General features: G+C 68.4%; 22 protein-coding genes. 17 read left to right on the plus strand and 5 right to left on the minus strand.

Features of this window, described 5'->3' with window-relative positions; translation table 11 throughout:
- The first annotated feature begins 57 nt into the window (after nt 1-57).
- Entirely contained in the window at nt 58-633 is a 576-nt protein-coding gene (locus AB4Z47_RS02475) for a helix-turn-helix domain-containing protein (RefSeq protein ID WP_441947506.1), read from the plus strand.
- A 78-nt stretch (nt 634-711) separates the two neighbouring features.
- Here the strand turns inward: AB4Z47_RS02475 and AB4Z47_RS02480 are convergent, their stop codons facing one another.
- The 3 genes from AB4Z47_RS02480 to AB4Z47_RS02490 all read right to left on the minus strand — a co-directional run bounded on the left by AB4Z47_RS02480 (nt 712) and on the right by AB4Z47_RS02490 (nt 3,070).
- Nucleotides 712-1,533 (minus strand): CPBP family intramembrane glutamic endopeptidase, encoded by an 822-nt coding sequence (locus AB4Z47_RS02480; protein ID WP_441947507.1) that lies wholly within the window; start codon nt 1,531-1,533, stop codon nt 712-714.
- 143 nt (nt 1,534-1,676) lie between these two features.
- A complete protein-coding gene (locus AB4Z47_RS02485) occupies nt 1,677-2,390 on the minus strand; it encodes an HD domain-containing protein (protein ID WP_441947508.1) in 714 nt (237 codons plus the stop codon).
- Nucleotides 2,391-2,443: 53 nt separating this feature from the next.
- Nucleotides 2,444-3,070, minus strand: coding sequence for an alpha-ketoglutarate-dependent dioxygenase AlkB (locus tag AB4Z47_RS02490; RefSeq protein WP_441947509.1), 627 nt, complete (start codon nt 3,068-3,070; stop codon nt 2,444-2,446).
- A 190-nt stretch (nt 3,071-3,260) separates the two neighbouring features.
- Between AB4Z47_RS02490 and pyrR the strand changes: the two genes are divergently transcribed.
- The 13 genes from pyrR to AB4Z47_RS02555 all read left to right on the plus strand — a co-directional run bounded on the left by pyrR (nt 3,261) and on the right by AB4Z47_RS02555 (nt 19,288).
- Complete coding sequence (pyrR, locus tag AB4Z47_RS02495) at nt 3,261-3,893, plus strand: bifunctional pyr operon transcriptional regulator/uracil phosphoribosyltransferase PyrR (protein WP_441947510.1); 633 nt, start codon at nt 3,261-3,263, stop codon at nt 3,891-3,893.
- Nucleotides 3,894-3,979: 86 nt separating this feature from the next.
- Nucleotides 3,980-4,939, plus strand: coding sequence for an aspartate carbamoyltransferase catalytic subunit (locus AB4Z47_RS02500; protein WP_441947511.1), 960 nt, complete (start codon nt 3,980-3,982; stop codon nt 4,937-4,939).
- Nucleotides 4,940-4,950: 11 nt separating this feature from the next.
- The gene (locus AB4Z47_RS02505; protein WP_441947544.1) at nt 4,951-6,261 is read left to right on the plus strand and encodes a dihydroorotase; all 1,311 of its coding nucleotides are present in this window, start codon (nt 4,951-4,953) and stop codon (nt 6,259-6,261) included.
- Between the two features lie 231 nt (nt 6,262-6,492).
- A complete protein-coding gene (locus tag AB4Z47_RS02510; RefSeq protein WP_441947512.1) occupies nt 6,493-7,014 on the plus strand; it encodes a PH-like domain-containing protein in 522 nt (173 codons plus the stop codon).
- Nucleotides 7,011-8,123, plus strand: a complete 1,113-nt coding sequence (gene carA / locus AB4Z47_RS02515) for a glutamine-hydrolyzing carbamoyl-phosphate synthase small subunit (protein ID WP_441947513.1) — start codon at nt 7,011-7,013, stop codon at nt 8,121-8,123. The genes AB4Z47_RS02510 and carA overlap by 4 nt, the downstream gene beginning before the upstream one ends.
- Nucleotides 8,123-11,467 (plus strand): carbamoyl-phosphate synthase large subunit, encoded by a 3,345-nt coding sequence (carB, locus tag AB4Z47_RS02520; protein WP_441947514.1) that lies wholly within the window; start codon nt 8,123-8,125, stop codon nt 11,465-11,467. The genes carA and carB overlap by 1 nt, the downstream gene beginning before the upstream one ends.
- 28 nt (nt 11,468-11,495) lie before the next feature.
- The gene (gene pyrF, locus AB4Z47_RS02525; protein ID WP_441947515.1) at nt 11,496-12,320 is read left to right on the plus strand and encodes an orotidine-5'-phosphate decarboxylase; all 825 of its coding nucleotides are present in this window, start codon (nt 11,496-11,498) and stop codon (nt 12,318-12,320) included.
- 566 nt (nt 12,321-12,886) lie between these two features.
- Nucleotides 12,887-13,207 carry an integration host factor, actinobacterial type gene (gene mihF / locus AB4Z47_RS02530; RefSeq protein WP_327118759.1) on the plus strand — a complete coding sequence of 107 codons (321 nt, stop codon included), beginning with the start codon at nt 12,887-12,889 and terminating at the stop codon, nt 13,205-13,207.
- Nucleotides 13,208-13,213: 6 nt separating this feature from the next.
- On the plus strand, nt 13,214-13,798 hold the full coding sequence (gmk, locus tag AB4Z47_RS02535) for a guanylate kinase (protein ID WP_441947516.1): 585 nt from the start codon (nt 13,214-13,216) through the stop codon (nt 13,796-13,798).
- A gap of 103 nt (nt 13,799-13,901) precedes the next feature.
- Nucleotides 13,902-14,183 (plus strand): DNA-directed RNA polymerase subunit omega, encoded by a 282-nt coding sequence (gene rpoZ, locus AB4Z47_RS02540; protein WP_327118755.1) that lies wholly within the window; start codon nt 13,902-13,904, stop codon nt 14,181-14,183.
- Between the two features lie 44 nt (nt 14,184-14,227).
- On the plus strand, nt 14,228-15,451 hold the full coding sequence (gene coaBC / locus AB4Z47_RS02545) for a bifunctional phosphopantothenoylcysteine decarboxylase/phosphopantothenate--cysteine ligase CoaBC (RefSeq protein ID WP_441947517.1): 1,224 nt from the start codon (nt 14,228-14,230) through the stop codon (nt 15,449-15,451).
- Nucleotides 15,452-15,682: 231 nt separating this feature from the next.
- Nucleotides 15,683-16,897 carry a methionine adenosyltransferase gene (gene metK, locus AB4Z47_RS02550; protein ID WP_441947518.1) on the plus strand — a complete coding sequence of 405 codons (1,215 nt, stop codon included), beginning with the start codon at nt 15,683-15,685 and terminating at the stop codon, nt 16,895-16,897.
- A gap of 81 nt (nt 16,898-16,978) precedes the next feature.
- Entirely contained in the window at nt 16,979-19,288 is a 2,310-nt protein-coding gene (locus tag AB4Z47_RS02555; RefSeq protein ID WP_441947545.1) for a primosomal protein N', read from the plus strand.
- A 36-nt stretch (nt 19,289-19,324) separates the two neighbouring features.
- Here AB4Z47_RS02555 and AB4Z47_RS02560 read toward each other — a convergent pair whose 3' ends face one another.
- Entirely contained in the window at nt 19,325-20,170 is an 846-nt protein-coding gene (locus AB4Z47_RS02560) for an NAD(P)H-binding protein (RefSeq protein WP_441947519.1), read from the minus strand.
- 68 nt (nt 20,171-20,238) lie between these two features.
- On the opposite strand from AB4Z47_RS02560, the gene AB4Z47_RS02565 reads away from it, so the two are divergent.
- The 3 genes from AB4Z47_RS02565 to AB4Z47_RS02575 all read left to right on the plus strand — a co-directional run bounded on the left by AB4Z47_RS02565 (nt 20,239) and on the right by AB4Z47_RS02575 (nt 22,885).
- Nucleotides 20,239-20,820, plus strand: coding sequence for a TetR/AcrR family transcriptional regulator (locus AB4Z47_RS02565; protein WP_441947520.1), 582 nt, complete (start codon nt 20,239-20,241; stop codon nt 20,818-20,820).
- A gap of 340 nt (nt 20,821-21,160) precedes the next feature.
- Entirely contained in the window at nt 21,161-21,820 is a 660-nt protein-coding gene (locus tag AB4Z47_RS02570) for a PadR family transcriptional regulator (RefSeq protein ID WP_441947521.1), read from the plus strand.
- Between the two features lie 126 nt (nt 21,821-21,946).
- Nucleotides 21,947-22,885, plus strand: coding sequence for an esterase/lipase family protein (locus AB4Z47_RS02575; RefSeq protein ID WP_441947522.1), 939 nt, complete (start codon nt 21,947-21,949; stop codon nt 22,883-22,885).
- A gap of 367 nt (nt 22,886-23,252) precedes the next feature.
- On the opposite strand, the gene AB4Z47_RS02580 is transcribed toward AB4Z47_RS02575, so the two are convergent.
- The coding region (locus AB4Z47_RS02580) for a hypothetical protein (protein WP_441947523.1) at nt 23,253-23,491 on the minus strand (239 nt) is incomplete at its 5' end.

A 23,491-nucleotide genomic window follows, 5' to 3' on the forward strand; every position in this document is an offset into this window, starting at 1 on the left:
CAGTTGCGCTCGCAACGATATGGACCGTTGGTCAACTTGTCAATGAAAGCGGGAGCGATGACCGACGGGCGACCGAGGGAACGGGCGGATGCGGCGCGCAACCGGCGCGCGATCCTGGACGCGACCACCGCGCTGCTCGCCGAGCACGGCGCCGAGGCGATCACGATGGACCGCGTGGCGGCCGCCGCCGGCGTGGGGAAGGGGACAATCTTTCACCGTTTCGGCAATCGCGCCGGGCTGCTGCACGAGATGGTCGCAGAGAGCGCGCTCACTCTGATGAACGCGATCACCAGCGGCCCGCCGCCGCTGGGGCCTGGCGCGCCCGCCGATACGCGCCTGATCGCCTACTTCGATGCGATGGCGCGGTTGGTGGTCGACAACTCCGAGCTGATGGCCGCCTATCGCACCGTGCCACCGCATCCACGGACCGCGGAGTTCCACGCGTTCTGGGACAACCACATCACCACCCTGCTGCGCGAGGCGCGTCCGGATCTGGACGCCGAGGTGGTCGGCCGACTGCTGCTCGGCTCGCTCAGCGGCGAGCTGGTGCCACGCATGGTCCGCGCAGGCGAGACCGATCGGCTGCTGGCCGGGGTCCGCGAATTGGTCGAATCGGTGCTGCGCGCGGCATAACCGGTCATGACTGCACCTCGCTGGCGCTCGGCTCCGTCATGACCGAGCGATGCTCGGCCGTGCTTGTTGTTCGCTCGCTCATGCCATCGACACGAGCATGGTGATCGGCGCGTTGATCAGTCCGTGCACCACGAACAGCAGCCAGGGATTGCGGTAGCGCGACCACAGGTAGCCGAGGAAGAGTCCGTCGACGCCGAGCCGGACCACCACGGTCGCCAGATCGCCGGCGAATCCGGCGCCGCCGTGCAGCGCTACGTGCCAAGACGCCCACAGTAGTGCGGTCGACATGATGGCGGGCCAGCGGCCGCAGATCGCCTCCAGTCGGGTCTGCAGCCAGATCCGGTAGAAGATTTCCTCCAGAACCGCGTTCACCAGAAATACCACCAGCACGGTCACCGGATCCGGCGGTCTGCCGTTGAATCCTGGACCGAGCAGGCTGGCCAGCGCCACGAACGTCAGGACCGCCGGGGTCGCGCGCAGCCAGCGCCCGTGCGTGTCGACACGATACCACTCACGCCAGGCGGCGAGCCGCAAGAGCAGCGGAACCGCAAGCAGCAGAGCAAGTTTGAGGCCGATGAACCACAGATCGTCGCCGGGGGAGAGGTATAGGGCGACGGCGAAGGTGAGACCGAGTGCGAACAACCACGATGCTTGCTGGACGGTCACCGACTCGTTCGCGCCTGAGGGCTGTGCCCTCTCGGAAGCTGCGGGCGGCACCAGCGAGGCGATGGCGAGTCCGCCGAGCACCGGCGCCCACGCCGCCCACAGCGGCAGTGTGTCGTCATGATCGGCGGAGTAGCGCAGTGCGGTGTGCCCTGTCGCGACCAGCGTCGCCGTCGCGGCGAGATAGGCCGCCGCTGCCGGCACTGTGAAGAACAGCTCGATTCGTCTGTGCCGCAAGATCTCCCGCTTCGTCCGATGGTGGTTTCCCAGCCTTTCACTCGCGCGACCGGTGTGGACGTGAACGCGTCGGACGTCCGAACAGGGACTGCGCCGCAGCGGAATTCGGCCGCGGGTTCGGTGATCCGGGTCGATTCCGGGGCTCAGTCCCGAGCCAGAATGGCGTCGAATCGCTCGTCCGCACGGTCGAGTTGGTTGAGGATGTGCTGCCTGACGTGGTCGGCCAAGGGCGTGTCGGGCCGGTGGACCAACTCGCGGTACACCTTGGTGAGTGGGCGATACTTGGCGGCGAGCTTGGGCATCGCGGGACCGGTCGCGTAGAGGATGCCGACGCCGTTGTCGGTGAAGTGGGAGAGCTTGATGATCCGAGCCCACGGATCGCGGTCCAGGTTTGCCACCACATGCCGGCGGTACTGGGCGTGCCGGTCGATCGAAGGGTCGGGTTCGGGATTGGTCACCGCGGCGACGAGCTCGGCCACCCGCTCGCCGAACCGCTCGGTGAGCTCGCGCAGCGCGGCCGGTGCGGCCGGGCTGGTACGGTCCGCGGCCAACTCGGCCGCGTGGTCTTCCACCGCGTCGTGCAGCAGTCCGGCCGCGACCACGTCGGGGTCGCGAACCTCGTAATGGCTGATGATCCGAATCGCCACGCGCAGCAGATGGTTGAGGTACGGCTCGCGTCCGTAGCGGTCCTCGCGGTGCAGATCGGCCGCCAGGTCGAGCGCGGCGGCGAGGCGGTCCGTGTCGGGCAGCTCGGCGATTTCCAGTAGAAGTCGGTCACGCAGCCCGGACTCGCCGTAGACCTCGCTGATCGTGTGCAGCGGCATCACGGCCAAGACCCCCGCCCCTGGATTGCTCATGCTGCCAATCTAACGTCGCCGGGTGACACGCGAGAATACGTTCGGGCAACGAACTACCGAACGCCGCGTGGCCGGAATTGGATGCTGATCCGCGGTCCGGCGGGTTTGCGTGTCTTCGGCACGGCATGCTCCCACGTCCGCTGGCACGAGCCGCCCATCACCAGCAGATCACCATGTCCCACAAGGTATTTGATGCTCGCACCGCCGCCGCGCGGCCGCAGTAGCAGCGCCCTCGGCGCCCCGATCGACACGATCGCGACCATGGTGTCGTGTGTCGCGCCCCGGCCGAAGGTGTCGCCGTGCCACGCGACGCTGTCACGCCCGTCCCGGTAGTAGCACAGCCCGGCCGTCCGGAACGGTTCGCCGAGTTCGCGCCGATAATGTTCGCTCAACACCGTGCGTGCGTCGGCCAGTGCCGGATCCGGCAGCGGTTCGTGTTCCTCGTAGAACTTCAACAGCCGGGGCACGTCGACCACTCGGTCATACATCGGCCTGCGCTCGGCTTTCCATGGCACGTTCCCGACCAGCCGGTCGAACAGTGCGTCCGCGCCGGAGAGCCATCCGGGCAGCACATCGACCCAGGCGCCGTGGTCCAGCACGTTTCTGTGGAACTCGCGCAGCGGGCCGAATTCGATCGCACCGAACCCGTCGAGCAGCGATCCCTGCAGTGGTGGCGACATGCCTTCGAGGGTATCGCTGATCGAACATATGTGCTAGTTATTGGGTGGGGTGACAGGGCGCACAGCCGTGTCCGTGGCCTGGCTCACAACGCGATATGCCTGGTGAAAGCGCGGAAGTGGGCGCTGCTAGGCTGCTTGCCGTAAGACATCCTTTAACGGACCGTCCGGTGAGGCGGGGAAGGAGGTCGGCATGGTTGTGCCCGAAGAGCGGGCCGCCAAGTCCGGCGCTGGCGAGACATCGCAGCGACACACCCCGGAGTGGGTGGAGGCGGGGCGGGAGCTGTTGTCGGCTTCCGATGTCGGCCGGACCATCGCGCGCATCGCGCACCAGATCATCGAGAAGACCGCGGTGGACGCGGGCGAGCCGAACCCGCCGCGCGTGGTGCTGATCGGCATTCCCACCCGGGGCACCACGCTGGCCGCGCGGCTCACCGACAAGATCGAGGAGTTCTCCGGCGTCCGCCCGGCCCTCGGCTCCCTCGATATCACCCTCTACCGCGACGACCTGCGCAGTCGGCCGCACCGGCCGCTGGAGCGCACCTCGGTGCCCGAGGGCGGCATCGAGGACGCGCTTGTCGTCTTGGTCGACGACGTCCTGTTCTCCGGTCGCACCGTCCGCTCCGCGCTCGACGGCCTGCGCGATCTCGGCCGCCCGCGTGGCGTGCAGCTCGCGGTGTTGATCGACCGGGGCCACCGCGAACTGCCGATCCGCGCCGACTACGTCGGCAAGAACGTGCCGACCAACCGCTCCGAGGACATCTCGGTGCTGCTCACCGAGCACGACGGTCGCGACGGCGTCTACCTGCGCCAAGAGGAGGCGTAGATGGACCGGGACCGCACGCGGATGGACCGCACGCGCGAAGCCCCGCCCCTCGTGGCCGCCCGGGTGACGGCCACGGAGGTGCGGGCGTGAGGCATCTGCTGACCGTCGCCGGCCTCGATCGCACCGCCGCGACCGAACTGCTCGACGAAGCCGAACGGTTCGAACAGGCCCTGCTCGGCCGCGAAGTGCGCAAGCTGCCCACGCTGCGCGGGCGCACCGTGATGACGGTCTTCTACGAGAACTCCACCCGCACCCGGGTCTCGTTCGAGGTTGCCGGCAAGTGGATGAGCGCGGACGTGATCAACGTCAGCGCGAGCAGTTCCTCGGTCTCCAAGGGCGAATCGCTGCGCGACACTGCGCTGACCCTGCACGCCGCGGGTGCCGACGCGCTGATCGTGCGGCATCCGGCCTCCGGCGCGGCGCACCAGATCGCGCGCTGGTTGGACGAGTGGGCGGTCTCGGAAGGACGCGCCTGCGGTCCGGCCGTCGTCAATGCGGGTGACGGCACCCACGAGCACCCCACCCAGGCACTGCTGGACGCGCTCACCCTCCGGCAGCGGCTGGGCGACATCGAGGGCAAGCGGGTCGTCATCGTCGGCGACATCCTGCACAGCCGGGTCGCCAGGTCCAACGTCTTCCTGCTGGCCACGCTCGGCGCCGAGGTAGTGCTGGTCGCGCCGCGCACACTGCTGCCGGTCGGCGTCGAGACCTGGCCTGCCCATGTTTCGCACAACTTGGACGCCGAGGTGATCGGTGCCGACGCGGTGCTGATGCTTCGGGTGCAGGCCGAGCGAATGAATGGTGGGTTCTTCCCGTCGGCCCGGGAATACTCGATCAACTACGGACTGTCCGAGCGCAGGCTGGCGCTGCTGGACGACCATGCCGTCGTGCTGCATCCCGGCCCGATGCTGCGCGGTATGGAGATCGCGTCCTCGGTCGCGGATTCTCCGAAAGCCGCTGTGCTGCAACAGGTCACAAATGGAGTGCACATGCGCATGGCTGTCCTGTTCCGCCTGCTCGTCGGGACACAGGAGGCCCTCGTATGAGTGAGCGAACGATGAACACCACAGTGCTGATCAAGGGCACGCTGCTGTACGGCGAGGGCGAGCCGGTCGACGTGCTCGTCGCCGACGGCGAGATCCGCAACATCGGCACGGATCTCGGGGTTGTGGACGCCGAGGTCATCGACGCGCGGGGACAGATCCTGCTGCCCGGCTTCGTCGACCTGCACACTCACCTGCGCGAGCCGGGCCGTGAGGACACCGAGACCATCGAGTCCGGTTCCGCCGCCGCCGCGCTCGGCGGGTACACGGCGGTATTCGCGATGGCCAACACCAACCCGGTCGCCGACTCGGTGGTCGTCACCGACCACGTGTGGCGGCGCGGCAAAGAGGTCGGCCTGGTCGACGTGTACCCGGTCGGTGCGGTCACGGTCGGGCTGGAGGGGAAGCAACTCGCCGAGATGGGCACTATGGCCGCGGGCGCGGGGGCGGTGCGCATGTTCTCCGACGACGGCCACTGCGTCTACGACCCGCTGATCATGCGCCGCGCCCTGGAGTACGCGAACTCGCTCGGCGTGCTCATCGCCCAGCATGCGGAGGAGCCGAGGCTGACCAAGGACGCCGTCGCGCACGAGGGCCCCACCGCTGCCCGGCTCGGGCTGGCGGGCTGGCCGCGCGCGGCCGAGGAGTCGATCGTCGCGCGCGATGCGCTGCTGGCTCGTGACGCGCGTGCGCGGGTGCACATCTGCCACGCCTCCACCGCGGGCACTGTCGAATTGGTGAAATGGGCCAAGTCGCAGGGCATTTCGATCACCGCCGAAGTCACCCCGCACCATTTGCTGCTGGACGACTCGCGGCTGGAGACCTACGACGCGGTGAACAAGGTCAACCCGCCGCTGCGCGAGGCCTCCGACGCTGCCGCGCTGCGGCAGGCGCTGGCCGACGGGATCATCGACTGCGTCGCCACCGACCACGCACCACACGCCGAACAGGACAAGTGCTGCGAGTTCGCCGCGGCCCGCCCCGGCATGCTGGGCTTGGAGACCGCGTTGTCGATCATCGTGCGAACCATGGTCGAGCCGGGGCTGCTGGACTGGCGCGGTGTCGCGCGAGTGATGAGCGAGCGCCCCGCCGAGGTCGTCGGCCTCGACGAGCACGGCAGGCCGCTCGAGGTCGGCGAGCCGGCCAACCTCGCGCTGGTCGACCCGAACGCCACCTGGACGGTGCGCGGTGCCGAACTCGCCAGCATCTCGAACAACACGCCGTTCGAGGCGATGACGTTCCCGGCCCGAGTGACAGCGACCCTGTTGCGGGGCCGGGTGACCGCGCGCGAAGGCAAAGCGGCGGGGAACCGTGCGGAGGCGTAGATGAGCGATCATGGCGCACTCGCTCATCGAAGCCGACCGTGTGCGGGTATCCCGCGGGACACCGCGGCGCGAGCGATGGGCCCGGAGGCGGTAGCGGAGCGTGACCACGCAGGGCACCGGGAGCGTCGCAGATCGAGTACCGCGGCGCGAGCGATGGGCCCGGAGGCGGTAGCGGAGCGTGACCACGCAGGGCACCGGGAGCGTCGCAGATCGAGTACAGGAGGTTCGTGAGTGGAAAGAACGCTGTGGGTGGTCGGCCTGCTGGCGCTGTTCGTCGTCGGCCTCTGGCTGATGTACCGGGGCTGGCAGAACCGGGCGGCGCGTCAGGAGGCGCGCATCGGTGAACTTCCCGCCGTGCCCGCTGAGCTGGGCGCGCAGGTGCTGGAGCCGACCACCGGACTCTATCTCGGCAGCACCATCGCGCCCAGTTGGCAGGACCGGATCACGGTGGGCGACTTGGGTTTCCGGGCCACAGCGGAACTCACGCGGTTCGAACGGGGGATTCTGCTCGAACGCGACGGCGCGACGGTGCTGTGGATTCCGCAGGAGTCCATCACGGCCGTGCGCACCGAACGCGGCCACGCGGGCAAGGTGATGACGCAAGATGGTGTGCTGGTCATTCGCTGGAAGCTGCCCACGGGGACAGAGGTCGATACCGGTTTCCGCGGCGACGACAAGTCGGTCTACCCGGTTTGGACGCAGCATCCGACGGCGGATCAGGCCAGGACGATGACGGGAGATGACGAGGAATGACAGGTGAAGCAGCGCTCGTGCTGGAGGACGGCCGGGTGTTCCGCGGCCGAGCCTACGGCGCCATGGGCCAAACGCTCGGTGAGGCGGTGTTCTGCACTGCGATGACGGGGTACCAGGAGACTCTGACCGACCCGTCCTACCACCGCCAGATCGTGGTGGCTGCCGCGCCGCAGATCGGCAACACCGGCTGGAACGACGAAGACGACGAGTCCTCGAAGATCTGGGTGGCCGGATACGCGGTGCGCGATCCGGCGCGGCGTGCGTCCAATTGGCGGGCCACCACCACCCTCCCGGACGAGCTGGAGCGTCAGGACGTCGTCGGCATCGCGGGCATCGACACCCGTGCGCTTGTGCGCCACCTGCGCACCCGCGGCTCGATGAAGGCGGGCATCTTCTCCGGGGACGCGCTCGCCGCCGCCGACGAGCTGCTGGCCAGGGTCAACGGTCAGCCCTCGATGCTGGGCGCCGACTTGGCCGGCGAGGTGAGCACCGATGCGCTGTACACGATCGAGCCGGGCGGCGAGTACCGCCGGACCGTCGCCGCGGTCGACCTCGGCATCAAGACCAACACCCCCCGCATGTTCGCCCAGCGCGGTATGCGGGTGCATGTGGTGTCGTCGAACACGCCGCTGGATCAGCTCCTCGAGCTGAAGCCCGACGGTGTATTCCTCTCCAACGGCCCCGGCGACCCGGCCACCGCCGACGGCGCGGTCGCGCTGACCCGTGCTGTGCTGGAGCGGGGAATTCCGATGTTCGGCATCTGCTTCGGCAACCAGATCCTCGGCCGCGCGCTCGGCCGCAGCACCTACAAGATGAAGTTCGGCCACCGTGGCATCAACATTCCGGTGATCGAACACGAGACCGGCCGGATCTCGATCACCGCGCAGAACCACGGGTTCGCGCTGGAGGGCGAGCAGGGCGAGCGGTTCGACACCCCGTTCGGCACGGCCGAGGTGAGCCATGTCTGCGCCAACGACGGCACGGTCGAAGGCGTCCGGCTGGTCGACGGCCGCGCGTTCTCCGTGCAGTACCACCCGGAGGCGGCCGCCGGGCCCCACGACGCCGCATATCTGTTCGACCGTTTCGCCGGTCTCATGGAAGGAGCCTGATGCCTCGTCGCGAGGATCTCGAGCACATCCTGGTGATCGGCTCTGGCCCGATCGTCATCGGCCAGGCGTGCGAATTCGACTACTCCGGCACCCAGGCGTGCCGGGTGCTACGGGCCGAGGGCCTGCGCGTGTCGCTGGTGAATTCCAACCCGGCGACCATCATGACCGACCCGGAGTTCGCCGATTCCACCTACGTGGAGCCGATCACGCCGGAGTTCGTCGAGAAGGTCATCGAGAAGGAGCGCCCCGACGCCATTCTCGCCACCCTCGGCGGGCAGACCGCGCTGAACACCGCGGTCGCGCTGCACGAGCGCGGCGTGCTCGCGAAGTACGGCGTCGAGCTGATCGGCGCCGACTTCGAGGCCATCCAGCGCGGTGAAGACCGGCAGAAGTTCAAGGACATCGTCGCCGAGGTGGGCGGCGAGAGCGCACGTTCGCGGGTCTGCTTCACGATGGACGAGGTCCGCGAGACGGTCGCCGAGCTCGGCTTTCCCGTCGTGGTGCGTCCGTCGTTCACCATGGGCGGCCTCGGCTCCGGCATGGCCTACAACGACGAGGACCTCGACCGCATCGCGGGCGGCGGCCTCGCCGCCTCGCCGACGGCGAACGTACTCATCGAGGAGTCCATCCTCGGCTGGAAGGAATACGAGCTCGAGCTGATGCGCGACGGCCGCGACAACGTCGTGGTGGTCTGTTCGATCGAGAACGTGGACCCGATGGGCGTGCACACCGGTGATTCGGTCACCGTGGCCCCAGCCATGACGCTCACCGATCGCGAGTACCAGAAGATGCGCGACCTCGGCATCGCCATCCTGCGCGAGGTCGGCGTCGACACCGGCGGCTGCAATATCCAGTTCGCGGTGGACCCCCGCGACGGACGCCTGATCGTCATCGAGATGAATCCGCGCGTGTCGCGCTCGTCCGCGCTGGCGTCCAAGGCGACCGGATTCCCGATCGCCAAGATCGCCGCCAAGCTGGCCATCGGCTACACGCTCGACGAGATCGTCAACGACATCACCAAGGAAACCCCGGCCTGCTTCGAGCCGACCCTGGACTATGTGGTCGTCAAAGCGCCGCGGTTCGCGTTCGAGAAGTTCCCCGGCGCGGACCCCACCCTCACCACCACCATGAAGTCGGTCGGCGAGGCGATGTCGCTCGGTCGCAACTTCTCCGAGGCACTGGGTAAGGTGCTGCGCTCGCTGGAAACCAAGGCCGCGGGCTTCTGGACACAAGACGATGGAAAGTGGGCTCCGTCCGAAGGCGGCGACCCGCAGGCGGTCGCCGCGGCCGTCGAGGCCGTCCTGGCGGATCTGCGCACCCCGACCGAGGGTCGTATCTACCAGGTGGAGCGGGCGCTGCGCCTCGGCGCGAGCATCGAGGACGTGGCCGCCGCCTCGGGCATCGACCCCTGGTTCGTGGCGGAAGTGGCCGGCCTGGTCGAGCTGCGCCAGGAGGTCATCGACGCACCGGTGCTGGACGAGCCGCTGCTGCGGCGAGCCAAGCACTACGGCCTGTCCGACCGTCAGCTCGCCGCGCTGCGGCCCGAGCTGGCCGGGGAGAGCGGTGTCCGTGCGTTGCGGCACCGGCTCGGCGTGCGCCCGGTCTTCAAGACAGTCGACACTTGCGCGGCCGAGTTCGAGGCCAAGACCCCGTATCACTATTCGGCCTACGAGCTCGACCCCGCGGCGGAGTCCGAGGTCGCGCCGCAGCGCGACCGTGACAAGGTGATCATCCTCGGCTCCGGGCCGAACCGGATCGGCCAGGGCATCGAGTTCGACTACTCGTGCGTGCACGCGGCGCAGACGCTGTCGAAGGCCGGGTACGAGACCGTGATGGTCAACTGCAACCCGGAGACCGTCTCCACCGACTACGACACCGCTGACCGCCTCTATTTCGAGCCGCTGACTTTCGAGGACGTGCTCGAGGTCTACCACGCCGAGACCGAGTCCGGTCGGGTCGCGGGCGTCATCGTGCAGCTCGGCGGGCAGACCCCGTTGGGTCTGGCGCACCGGTTGACCGAGGCGGGCGTTCCGGTGGTCGGCACCAGCGCGGCCGCCATCGACTTGGCCGAGGACCGCGGCGAGTTCGGCGACGTGCTCGTCGCGGCCGGGTTGCCCGCGCCCAAGTACGGTACGGCGACTACCTTCGCGCAGGCCGAGAAGATCGCCGCGGAGATCGGCTACCCGGTGCTGGTGCGCCCGTCCTACGTGCTCGGCGGGCGCGGCATGGAGATCGTCTATGACGAGAAGTCCCTGGAGGGCTATATCTCGCGCGCCACCGAGGTCAGCCCGGAGCACCCGGTGCTGGTCGACCGGTTCCTCGAGGACGCGATCGAGATCGACGTCGATGCGTTGTGCGACGGCGAGGAGGTCTACCTCGGCGGTGTGATGGAGCACATCGAGGAGGCGGGCATCCACTCCGGCGACTCCGCCTGCGCGCTGCCGCCGATCACCTTGGGCCGCAGCGATATCGAAGCGGTGCGCCGCTCCACCGTCGCGCTCGCCGATGGCATCGGTGTCAAGGGCCTGCTCAACGTGCAGTACGCGCTCAAGGACGACGTGCTCTACGTGCTGGAGGCCAATCCGCGTGCCAGCCGGACCGTTCCGTTCGTGTCCAAGGCCACCGCGGTGCCGCTTGCCAAGGCCGCCGCGCGGATCATGCTCGGCGCCACCATCGCCGAGCTGCGCAAAGAAGGCATGCTGCCGAGCGAGGGCGACGGCGGACACGTCGCGCTGGACGCCCCGGTGGCGGTGAAGGAGGCGGTGTTGCCGTTCCACCGGTTCCCCCGCGCCGACGGCTCCGGCGTGGATTCGCTCCTGTCGCCGGAGATGAAGTCCACCGGCGAGGTGATGGGCATCGACGCGGACTTCGGCACCGCCTTCGCCAAGAGCCAGACCGCCGCGTACGGCTCGCTGCCGACCGAGGGCACCGTGTTCGTCTCGATCGCCAACCGGGACAAGCGCGCGATGGTCTTCCCGGTGAAGCGGCTCCACGACCTCGGCTTCCGCATCCTCGCCACCGAGGGAACGGCGGAGATGTTGCGCCGCAACGGGATTCCGTGCCAGCGAGTGCGCAAGCACTCCGAGGAAGGGCCCGCGGACGAGCCGACGATCGTGGAGCAGATCCGTGACGGTGAGATCGACATGGTGTTCAACACCCCCTACGGCAACTCGGGGCCCCGCGTGGACGGCTACGAGATCCGCACCGCGGCTGTCGGGGTGAACATTCCGTGCATCACCACAGTGCAGGGCGCGGCGGCCGCGGTGCAGGGCATCGAGGCCGGCATCAACGGCGGTATCGGGGTGCGATCGCTGCAGGAACTGCACTCGGTGCTGCGTGGGTGAGTCGCCTGGGCAGGACGGAGCGGGCGGGATGAAGAGCTTCGGCAGCCGGTTGCGGCATGCGATGCGGCATTTCGGCCCGGTGTGCGTCGGCATCGACCCGCATCCGGAACTGTTGCGATCCTGGGATCTGACCGAGGACGTGGAGGGGCTCGAACGGTTCGCCGAGATCTGCGTCGAGGCCTTCGACGGCCTGGCCGCGCTGATCAAGCCGCAGGTCGCGTTCTTCGAAGCCCACGGTTCCGGCGGAATCGCCGTGCTCGAGCGCACCATCGAGGTGCTGCGCGCCTCGGGGACCCTGGTGCTCGCCGACGCCAAGCGCGGCGACATCGGCTCCACCATGGACGCTTACGCGCGCACCTGGTTGGGCGACGGTTCGCTCGGGTCGGACGCCGTGACGGTCTCGCCGTATCTCGGATTCGGTTCGCTGGCACCGGCTTTGACGCTCGCCGAGATCAACCACCGCGGAGTCTTCGTGCTCGCGGCCACGTCGAATCCCGAAGGGGCGCAGGTGCAGCGGGTGGTCACGGCGGAAGGCCGCACTATCGCTCAGACGATGGTCGACGAGGCCGCGGCCCGTAACGCGGGCACCGGGTTCGGATCGGTGGGTGTGGTAGTCGGCGCCACGCTGACCGAGGCGCCGGACCTTTCCGCGCTCAACGGCCCGATCCTCATGCCGGGCGTCGGCGCCCAGGGCGGGGGTCCGGAATCCATTCGTGACCTGGTCCCCGAGCCGATGCTGCGGGCCGTGGTCCCGAACGTCTCGCGCGAGGTTCTGCGCGAAGGACCGACTGTCCCAGCACTGCGTGCGAGAGTAAGCGCGCTTCAAGACGCGTTCGCGTTCCTACAGAAGTGACCTCGAGGGCCGGCGCGCAGGCGCCGGCCCTCGGTCGTCTCCGGTAATTGCGAGTGTGGATGCACGCACACATGTGCCCCGTGCCGAGGGCTATATGCCATTCTGGGCCGATTTGCGGACCGGAGGGTGCCACGGATGTAGCAACCGCCCCGGGTCGGCGCAGCGTCGTCTGTACGGCGTCGGAGGCCCAAGATCGCGGCGCGCATCGCCCAGTGTGACGCCCGACACGCGGCGAGAACTCGCGACACGCGGAAAATTTCGAGAAAGTTCCTGGTAGGGCGCCTGACTGGTTGCTGGCGCGCCGTGCCGCGCCGTCGCAACCCTTCCGCAAACCAGTCGGTTTGTCGAAAAAGCCCTGATGGCGGGGTATTTCGTGGGTTCGGCGGCCCGATCCGGGAGGCCGCAGAGGCGGGGTGGCCGGGGTGCCGTATACGCGTCTACGGCATCCGGAATCATGCGCTGACCTGGGGGGTGGGTTCGCAATCGGCGGACGTCGTGGGTACGGTCGCTGAGACTGCCGGGTTACCGGCAGGAGTTGATGCAATGAACGATGAGACGGAGGAACCGTGGCCCTTCCCCAGCTGACTGACGAGCAGCGCGCCGCTGCTTTGGAGAAGGCGGCTGCCGCTCGCCGCGCTCGGGCGGAGCTCAAGGAGCGCTTGAAGCGTGGCGGCACCAATTTGAAGCAGGTCCTCACCGACGCCGAGACCAACGAAATCCTCGGCAAGATGAAGGTGTCGGCGCTGCTGGAGGCCCTGCCCAAGGTGGGCAAGGTCAAGGCAGCGGAAATCATGAGCGAGCTGGAGATCGCCCCCACCCGGCGGCTGCGCGGACTGGGAGATCGGCAGCGCAAGGCGCTGCTGGCCCGGTTCGACTTCGACGCCTGACACAAGGTGGTCGAACACACGCAGAAGGGTCGGCTGGTTGTACTGGTCGGCCCCTCGGCCGTGGGCAAGTCCACTGTGGTCCGTTGTGTCCGCGAGCGACTGCCCCACCTGGTCTTCAGCGTGTCGGCAACGACCCGGGCCCCCCGGCCCGGGGAGGTCGACGGCCTCGACTACCGGTTCGTCTCCCGGGCGGAGTTCGACGCGATGATCGCGGCGGGCGAACTGCTCGAGTGGGCGGACATTCACGGCGGGCTGCAGCGTTCGGGCACCCCGGCCGGGCCGGTGCGCTCCGCCCTCGCGGAGGGCCTTCCGGTGCTGGTCGAGGTGGACCTGGAGGGCGCGCGGTCAGTGCGCCGGGCAATCCCCGAGGCGATTCTGGTGTTCCTCGCCCCGCCGAGCTGGGACGAGCTGGTGGCCCGCCTGCGGTCGCGCGGCACCGAATCCCCCGAGGTGATCGAACGTCGACTGGAAACCGCCAGGACCGAATTGGCGGCCTGTGACGAGTTCGACATCGTTATCGTGAACGACGAGGTGACCAGCGCCTGTGAGCAGTTGGTATCGTTGTTCGTTAGCACGAATTCGAGTTCGTGACCCCCACCTTGCGCATGAGCGATCAGGGCCCGGAGTAGGCAGCTTGCGTAACCACGCAGGGCCCCCCGCTCATGCGACATCCGATACAGCAGGAGCCTCCCTAGTGAGCAGTACGGACACCAATACCGCGCCCGCCTACGACACGCCGGTCGGCCTCACCAACCCGCCGATCGACGAGCTGCTGGAGCGCACCTCGTCCAAGTACGCCCTGGTCATCTACGCGGCGAAGCGGGCCCGCCAGATCAACGACTACTACAACCAGCTCGGCGACGGCATCCTCGAGTACGTCGGCCCGCTGGTCGAGCCGGGGCTGCAGGAGAAGCCGCTGTCGGTCGCGATGCGGGAAATCCACTCCGACCTGCTCGAGCACTCCGAAGGCGAGTGAGGCGAACCCGGGTTCGCAGTAACCACGACTAGGCCGGAGGCGTAGTGACCACACGGATCGTCGTCGGCGTCGGCGGAGGGATCGCCGCGTACAAGGCATGCGCACTGGTCCGGCGGTTCACCGAGACCGGACATCAGGTTCGGGTGATCCCCACCGAGTCGGCGCTGCAGTTCGTCGGCAAGGCGACCTTCGAGGCGCTGTCCGGGAACCCGGTGCACACCGGCGTGTTCGCGGATGTGCCCGAGGTTCCACACGTTCGGCTGGGCCAGGAGGCGGACCTCGTGGTCATCGCCCCGGCAACCGCAGACCTCATGGCGCGCGCCGCGTCCGGCCGCGCCGACGACCTGCTCACCGCCACATTGCTGACGGCCCGATGTCCGATCCTGTTCGCGCCCGCGATGCACACCGAGATGTGGGAGCATCCAGCCACCGTCGCCAATGTCGCGGCGCTGCGCGCCCACGGTGCGATCGTCATGGAGCCCGCGGCGGGCAGGCTCACCGGCGCCGACACCGGTCCGGGACGGCTGCCCGAGCCCGAGGAGATCTTCGGCCTCGCGTCGCTGCTCAGGGAGCGCGCCGACGCGATTCCGCGCGATCTGGAGGGCCGCAGGGTCGTCATCACGGCAGGCGGCACCAGGGAACCGCTGGACCCGGTGCGTTTCCTCGGCAATCGCAGCTCCGGTAAGCAGGGGTACGCGCTCGCCCGAGTGGCGGCCCAGCGCGGCGCCCAGGTGACGCTGATCGCGGGCAACACGATAGAGATGGCCGCTCCCGCCGCCGTCGATCTGGTGCACATCACGACGGCCGAACAGCTGAAGATCGCCGTCGACAAGCACGCAGTCGGTGCCGACGCGGTGATCATGGCCGCCGCGGTGGCCGATTTCCGGCCGACCAATGTGGCCGCCGCCAAGATCAAGAAAGGTGCGGGCGAACCCGACGTCATCAAGCTGACCAAGACCGATGACATCCTCGCCGGCCTGGTGCAGGCGCGGCGCGACGGCCAGCTGCCCGGCACCGCGATCGTCGGCTTCGCCGCCGAGACCGGCGACGAGCAGGGCGACGTCCTCACCCACGCGCGGGCAAAACTCGCCCGCAAGGGGTGCGACCTGCTGGTGGTCAACGCGGTCGGCGAGGGCAAGGCGTTCGAGGTGGACACCAACGACGGGTGGCTGCTCGGCGCGGACGGCACCGAGCAGGCGCTCGATCACGGCTCGAAGGCGTTGCTCGCGAGCCGGGTGCTCGACGCGCTGAGCGCGTTGTTGCGCTGAGTTCACCTGGGTACTCGCCATGATCAGCCAGCTGATCGGATGGTTGTTCGCCCCGTAGTGTCGTCATCGCGGTGAAGACACCGTGATTTCAGTCTTCTGGGCTACGGCGTGGCAACGGACTCGCGGACTCGGTGATTTGGAATAGTCTGAAATGTAAGGGTTGCGCGGTAGCGACATCGCGTTACTGTCGCAAGCCGATACGAGCAACCCGTTGAGGGAGAGGGAAGAACTGTGCGCACGTCCGGCAGCCGGCTTTTCACCAGTGAGTCCGTGACCGAAGGTCATCCGGACAAAATCTGTGATGCCATCAGCGATTCCATCCTCGACGCGTTGCTGGCGGAGGACCCGCGCAGCCGGGTCGCGGTGGAAACACTCGTGACGACCGGTCAGGTCCATGTCGCGGGTGAGGTCACCACGTCGGCCTATGCGGACATCCCGCGAATTGTCCGGGAGAAAGTGCTGGAAATAGGATACGACTCGTCCGCAAAGGGTTTCGACGGCAATTCTTGCGGTGTGAATATCGCGATCGGCGCGCAATCGCCGGATATCGCGCAGGGTGTCGACACCTCGCACGAAGCGCGTGTGGGCGGCTCCGACGACGAGATCGAGCGGCAGGGTGCGGGTGACCAGGGCCTGATGTTCGGCTTTGCCACCATCGACACCCCCGAGCTGATGCCGCTGCCGATCGCGCTGGCGCACCGGCTGTCGCGCAGGCTCACCGAGGTCCGTAAGTCCGGCGTGCTGCCATACCTGCGTCCGGACGGCAAGACCCAGGTCACCATCGAATACGAAGGTGACCGCCCGGTCCGCCTCGACACGGTCGTCATCTCCACCCAGCACGCCGCCGACATCGACCTGGACAACCTGCTCGCGCCCGATATCCGCGAGAAGGTCGTCGACGCGGTGCTGGCAGACCTGGAACTGCCCACACCCCTGGACACCTCCGACATCCGTCTGCTGGTCAATCCGACCGGCAAGTTCGTGCTCGGCGGCCCGATGGGCGACGCGGGCTTGACCGGCCGCAAGATCATCGTGGACACCTACGGCGGCATGGCGCGGCACGGCGGCGGCGCGTTCTCCGGCAAGGACCCGTCGAAGGTGGACCGCTCCGCCGCGTATGCCATGCGCTGGGTCGCGAAGAATGTCGTCGCGGCCGAACTGGCCGAGCGTGTGGAGGTCCAGGTGGCGTACGCGATCGGCAAGGCCGCACCGGTCGGTCTGTTCGTGGAGACGTTCGGCACCGAGAAGGTCGATCCGTTGCGTATCTCGACGGCGATCACCGAGGTGTTCGACCTGCGCCCCGGCGCGATCATCCGCGATCTCGACCTGCTGCGCCCCCTCTACGCACCGACCGCCGCGTACGGCCACTTCGGCCGCACCGACGTCGACCTTCCGTGGGAGCACACCGACCGCGCCGACAAGCTGCGCGCGGCCATCGGCTTGTAACCCGACCGTGTCCGAGTGAACGAACCCGCGGCGGACGTCCCCGCCACGCAGGGGGACCGTCCGTCCACGGGGCCCGCAACCGTGGCGCACCCGGTCGCCCGGGTGCTCCCGCTGCTGTCACCGGCGCACCTCGACCGCGACTTCGACTACCTGGTTCCCCCTGAGCTGGACGAGATCGCCCAGCCGGGGGTCCGGGTGCGCGTCCGTTTCGCGGGGCGCCTCGTCGACGGCTACCTGCTCGCTCGGCTCGCGCGCAGCGACCACAGCGGCAAACTGGTCAAGCTCGAACGCGTCGTGTCCGGCGAGCGCGTCCTGACACCGGAAATCCTGGCCCTCGCCACCGCGGTCGCCGCGCGTTACGCCGGTACCCGCGCCGACGTGCTCCGCTTGGCCATTCCGCCGCGGCACGCCCGCACGGAATCCGGGGGAGCGAAGGCGTCGGTCGATTCGTCTGCGAGACAAGGTGTTTCGGCTGCCTCGGTCGCTTTCGTCACCAGTGGATCGACGGAACCGAACGAGGCCGATGGTGAGTCGTCTATCGAAGCCGAAGGCGCGCCGGCGCCGAAATCCGGCGATGTCACGGAGCCGCCGGGCGCCCGACCCGCTGGAGCGAACGCCACTGGTGTGCCGCATGCCGTTGGCCCGGCAACCGGCGAACCGTCACGCCCGCTCGCTGCTGACGACGGTGACGCGTTCGAGGCCGGTGCGTCGACCATGGAACCGGCCGCTCCCCGCGATGCAGGCAGGACACAGGCACTTTCGAGCATCGACGTAGACATCGCGCCGTGGAAACGGTACGTCCACGGCGCCGCCTTTCTGGCCGCACTCGGGCAGGGGAAGGGGGCGCGCGCGGCCTGGCAGGCGCTACCGGGCGAGGACTGGCCGCGTCGACTCGCGGAGCTCGCCGCCGTTGTTGCCGGGCAGGGGCGCAGTGCCATCCTCATGGTGCCCGACCAACGCGACCTCGACCGCGTGCTGGCGGAATGCGTTCGGCTGGTGGGAGATTCGGCGGTCGGACTGGCCGCCGGTCTCGGGCCCGCGGCCAGATACCGGCGCTGGCTCGCGGTGCTGCGTGGGTCGGCACGCGTGGTGGTCGGCACGCGCAGCACGGTGTTCGGACCCGCCGCGAACCTCGGGCTGATCGCGCTCTGGGACGACGGTGACGACACCTACGCCGAACCGCGCGCACCTTATCCGCACGCGCGTGAGGTCGCGATGCTGCGCGCACACGAGACCGGTGCGGCGTTCGTCGCGGCCGGATTCGCCCGGACCGCCGAGATCCAGGCAGTGGTCGATTCCGGGTGGGCACACGATCTGGTCGCCGACCGCGTCGTGGTGCGTGCGGCCTCGCCCAGGATCAGCGCGCCCGGCGACAGCGACATCGCGCTCGAACGCGATCCGGTGGCTCGGGCCGTCCGGATTCCCGGTGTCGCGTTCGCGGCCGCCCGCTCCGCGTTGAAGGAGGGGGCACCGGTGCTGGTGCAGGTGCCGCGGCGCGGGTACGTACCCGCGCTGGCCTGCGCGAAATGCCGCACCCCGGCCCGATGCCGGCACTGCAACGGCCCCCTTGCACTGCCGGAGGCGCGCGGACAACGAGGATCGTCGGCCGAATCCAGCGCTGCCGCGCAGAGCCCAAGTTGCCGCTGGTGCGGTATCGCCGAGGCTGCGTTCCGCTGCACCACCTGTGGGTCACGCGCCTTGCGCGCCGTAGTGATCGGCGCGTCCCGCACCGCGGAGGAACTCGGGCGCGCATTTCCTGGCGTGCCGATCCGCGGCTCCGGCGGCGGTGCGATGCTCGACACCGTGGAGCCGGGACCGCAGGTCGTGGTCGCGACGGTGGGCGCCGAACCCATCGTCCCCGGCGGCTATGGCGTCGCGCTGTTGCTCGACGGATGGGCGCTCCTCAGCCGCGCCGACCTGCGGGCCGCGGAGGATGCGCTGCGCCGTTGGATGTCGGCCGCCACCCTGGTCCGTACGCAGGGCCAGGTCATCGTGATGGCCGAGCCTTCGATACCCACCGTGCAGGCCTTGGTCCGCTGGGATCCGGTAGGCCACGCCCGCGCTGAGGTCGGCGCCCGCGCCGAGGTCGGTTTCCCACCAGCTGTCCGGATGGCCGCGATCGACGGCGCCTCCGATGCGATCGCCGAATTACTTTCCACCGCAATCCTTCCAGAGGGCGTGGACATGCTCGGTCCGGTCTCGCTCCCGGACGGCGCCCGCAAGCCCTTCGCCGGCGATTCCCCCGCCGAGGTCGAACGCATGCTGCTGCGTGTCCACCGTGGTTCCGGCGCCGCGCTGGCCCGCGCCCTCACCGCTGCCCAAGCCATCCGCAGCACTCACCGCTCGGACGCGCCTCTGCGCGTCCAGATAGATCCCGTCGATATCGGCTGAACGACCGGCGATAGTCAGTGCGCACGGACCTGTGGACTATCGGAAGGCGGCGATGTTTCGCTGCGCCCAGTCCGCGAATGTGCGGGGTGCGCGGCCGAGAACTTTCTCGACATCGGGGCTGATCCGCTGCTCAGCGGCGTTGGGTACGCCGAGGATGGACAGGGTGGTCTCGACGACTGGCTCGGGCATGAACCGCAGCATCTGTGCGCGCGCCTCGGCTCGGGTCTGCTCGATGAACTCGATCGGCTCGCCGAGGGCGTCACCGATCGCAGCTGCCCGCTGCCGCGGTGTGCTGAGGGCCGGACCGGTCAACTCGTAGCTCTGTCCGGAATGACCGGCCTCGCGCAGGACCGCGGCGGCAACCTCGGCGATGTCCGACGGATCGATGATCGGCAGGCCGATGTCGCCGAACGGTGCGGCGACGGTCCGCTGGGTACGAACCGATTCGACCCAGGCGAACGCGTTGGACGCGAATCCTCCGGGCCGGAGGATCGTCCATTCGATACCCGACTCCCGGACTGCGTCCTCGAAGGACCGTCCCAGATTCCCGTGTGAGGCCGACTGTGCGCGGGTGACGACTCCTTGGGACGACAGCTGCACGAGCCGTTCGACTCCGCCGGCCGTGGCGAGCTCGAGAATTGCCCGCGGGTCCATCAGGTGCGCACTCGCACCGGTGTCGTGCAGGAACAATGCCTTGGCGCCCGCGAAGACGGGGGAGAGCGTGTCGAGATCGGTCAGATCGGCCTGTTGGTGGCGCACGCCGTCGGGCAGTGCGATGTCCTGGCTCCCGCGGGACACTGCGACCACCTGTTCACCCGCGTCGGCGAGGGTCTGCACGAGGGTGCGTCCGACATTACCGGTTGCTCCGGCGACTACGATCACGATCACTCCTAGTTAGTTGGCTGACTAAAATCTAGCCGACGGTCACCGGCTTGTCTATAGTCAGTTGTGTGACTAACTCAGTTGGCGCGGCGCCGCAGGCGGGCAAGCGGGAGCGGCTCGCTGCCGCAGCGGCTCGGGTGTTTCACGAGCAGGGCGTCGAGAAGACCACGATCGCCGATATCGCCCGGTCCGCCGAGGTTCCGGTGGGCAATGTGTACTACTACTTCAAGACGAAGGATCAGCTGGTGCAGGCGGCGCTCGGCGCGCACACGCGGAATCTGCGGGATCTGATCACTGTGCTGGAACAGCACGACACACCGCAGGACCGGCTCAAGGCGTTGGTGCGCGGCTGGGTTGATCAGCGGGAGGTGGTGGCGCAGTTCGGTTGCCCCACTGGGACATTGGCTGTGGAGCTGGGCAAGCGCGCTGACGGGCTCGACCGCGAGGCGGCAACCGGCATGCGTGCATTGATCGACTGGGTCGAGCGGCAATTCGCGGCCATGGGTCGCGGTGATGCCGGCGAGCTCGCGGTGGCGTTGATCGCGTCCTATCAGGGAATCTCGTTGCTTACCAACGCCTTCCATGAACCCGAGCTCATGGTTGCCGAGGGGGCTCGGCTGGAGCGCTGGATCGACTCGCTCGTTTCCTGAGCGCTTGATCGGTGTCCACCCATCGGTCGGTGTGGACGTGGTCGTCGTTCATGCCAGAACGCCTGGGTATGGCGTCATGTGGGTTCTCGTCGACAGGGTCGCGGCGGTTCTCGGCTATCGGCTGCAGTGGCGCTGACGACCTCCATGTGGACCGCATCGCTGCTTGGACCTGGGGATGCTCAGGTGTCTTCGGCGCGGCCCTGCGGGTGCCGTGCGGCCGAAGGGTGGGTTTCGGGCCCGCGGCCCGCGGCCCGCACTGGATCGACTCGCTGGCTGACCGAGGTCCGGCTCACTCCCGAGCCCCTTGCGCTCGATGCATTGTCGATATATCGTCGATAGTATGAAAACACGAGAGCCTTGGGAGGCTGACATGCAACACGAAGGACATCGAGAATTCGGGCGGCGTGGCCGCGGGCCGCTGCCGGGCCACGAGGACTTCGAGCCAGGGCGGCGGTTTCGCCGCGGTGGACGGCACGAGTTCGGGCCTGGGTTCGGACCCGGTTTCGGGCCGCACTTCGGGCGCGGCCGAGGGCGTGGCGGCCGGGGCAGGCGCGGCGATGTGCGCGCCGCCGTGCTGCTACTGCTCACCGAGCGGCCGATGCACGGATACGAACTCATCCAGCAGATCCGTGAGCGCAGCGACGATATCTGGCGGCCGAGCCCGGGGTCCATCTACCCTGCGCTGGCACAGCTGGAGGACGAGGGTCTCGTCCTCATCGAGAAAGTCGCGGGTCGCAAGACCGCGAAGCTGACCGAAACGGGCACCGAGTATGTCACGGATCACCGTGACGAGCTGGGCGATCCGTGGGCGGACGTCAAGCAGGACGTCGGTGCGCAGGCGATCGACCTCCGCGGACTTGTCGGGCAGCTGATGGGCGCGGTCGCGCAGGTCGCCGCCGCGGGGACCCCGGGGCAGGCCGCGCGTGCGGCCGAACTGCTCACCGAGACCCGCAAGTCCCTCTACCGAATCCTCGCCGAGGACGAGACCCCCGAGAAGTAGGGGACGTGAAACACCCCATAAGCGCGCGCATTTAGAGCCGATCGGGTAGATCATTATGGCATGGGACAGTCAAGGGGCTCGCGGAGTTGGGGTTATTCACGTTTATGTAGCGCCGTACTGGCCTGCGTGATCGCCGGATCCGCCGTGCTCGGCTCCGGCGCTGCGTCGGCCGACCCGTTCGTCCGCCCGCCCGACGTGCCGATGCATTCCGCTCCGCCACAGCAGGACCACCTGGCCGCCGCGGTGTACATGAAGGCTCATCCGGGTGCGGTTCCGGTGGGCACCAACGACTTCGGCTGTGTGCCGACCGCCGCCCATCCCCGACCGGTGGTGCTCGCGCACGGGACCGACTCCTCGGCCTATTCCGACTGGTCGGCCATCGCGCCGCAGCTGACCGCTGCCGGATTCTGCGTATTCGCCGTGAACTACGGTGGCAAGCCCGGCGCGGAGAGCTACGGCACGGAGGACCTGGTGCTCAGCGCCTACCAGGTCGGCGCGTTCGTCGATCAGGTGCTCGCGGCGACCGGCGCGGGGAAGGTCGATCTGGTCGGTTTCTCGCAGGGCGCCACTGTGACCCGCTACTACGTCAACAAACTCGGCGGTGCGCCCAAGGTCGACCAGTGGGTGGGTCTCGCTTCGCCCAGCTACGGCGGTGTGATGTACGGGCTGGTGCCGATCGCCGAGGCGATCCCCGGTGCACTGCAGGCATTCGCCCAGGTGACCTCACTCGCGGCGGTGCAGCAAGTAGAGGGATCGCCGATCATGACCGATCTCAACGCGGGCGGTGACACGGTGCCCGGCGTCCGATACGTGACCATCGGCAGCCGGGTCGACGAGATGATCCAGCCGTTCAGCAACATCGCGCTGCGTGGCCCCGGCGCACGGAACATCGTGCTGCAGGATCTGTGTCCATCTGACCTCACCGGGCATTTCCACATGGTGTACGACCCGTTCGTGCAGGAGTTGTTGCTCACCGTCCTGGATCCGGGCAGCCCGGCCCCGGTGTGCACGCCGGTCCCGCTCGGCACCGGCATCCCCGAAGTGATCATCGCCGGGCATTCCTGATCGGGCGACCGACGGTGGCTGCGGCGGCTGAATCTGAGCCGCCTGGGGGACACGTAGCTGTTCCACACGAGCAACGGCGCGGTCACCGCCTACCACTTCTACAAGAAGGCGTGGCACCCCGCGCTCCGACGGCTCGACGCACTGTTGTCCGATTAGGTGCTGATCGGACTGGATGTACGGCCGGGGAACATCAACCAACCCCGACCAGCGCCGGCAAGCCCTGGTGCTGTGGTCGATCGGCAGCCATGCGATGACCTGACCGTTGACGGTGACCGAGGCCGACGGAACTCGCTGCGCAACAGCCGTTCAGCTCGATCCTGCCGCACCCGAGAGAGTTCCCGCTCATGGGAGCCTGCGGTGGAGCGCGTCATGCCAGAATGCAGAATGGCCGAAGTGCCGCGAAGAGTATGGGGCCGATGAGGAGAGCGGCGGAAGCGAACAAATGAGCTCGTCGTCGCCGACCACGTTCGTGAAGGGTTTCGAGCAGCGGTTCCAGGAACGGCAGGGAGCGTTGGGGTAGACCGGGAAGCTCGCCCACAGCCTGAGGCGCGGTGGTTCCCCAGTGTTGGTGAACCACCGTGTTCGGGGTGTGGGTGAAAATAGGAT

This window comes from Nocardia sp. 2TAF39, from assembly GCF_052114905.1.
Taxonomy (GTDB): Bacteria; Actinomycetota; Actinomycetes; order Mycobacteriales; family Mycobacteriaceae; genus Nocardia.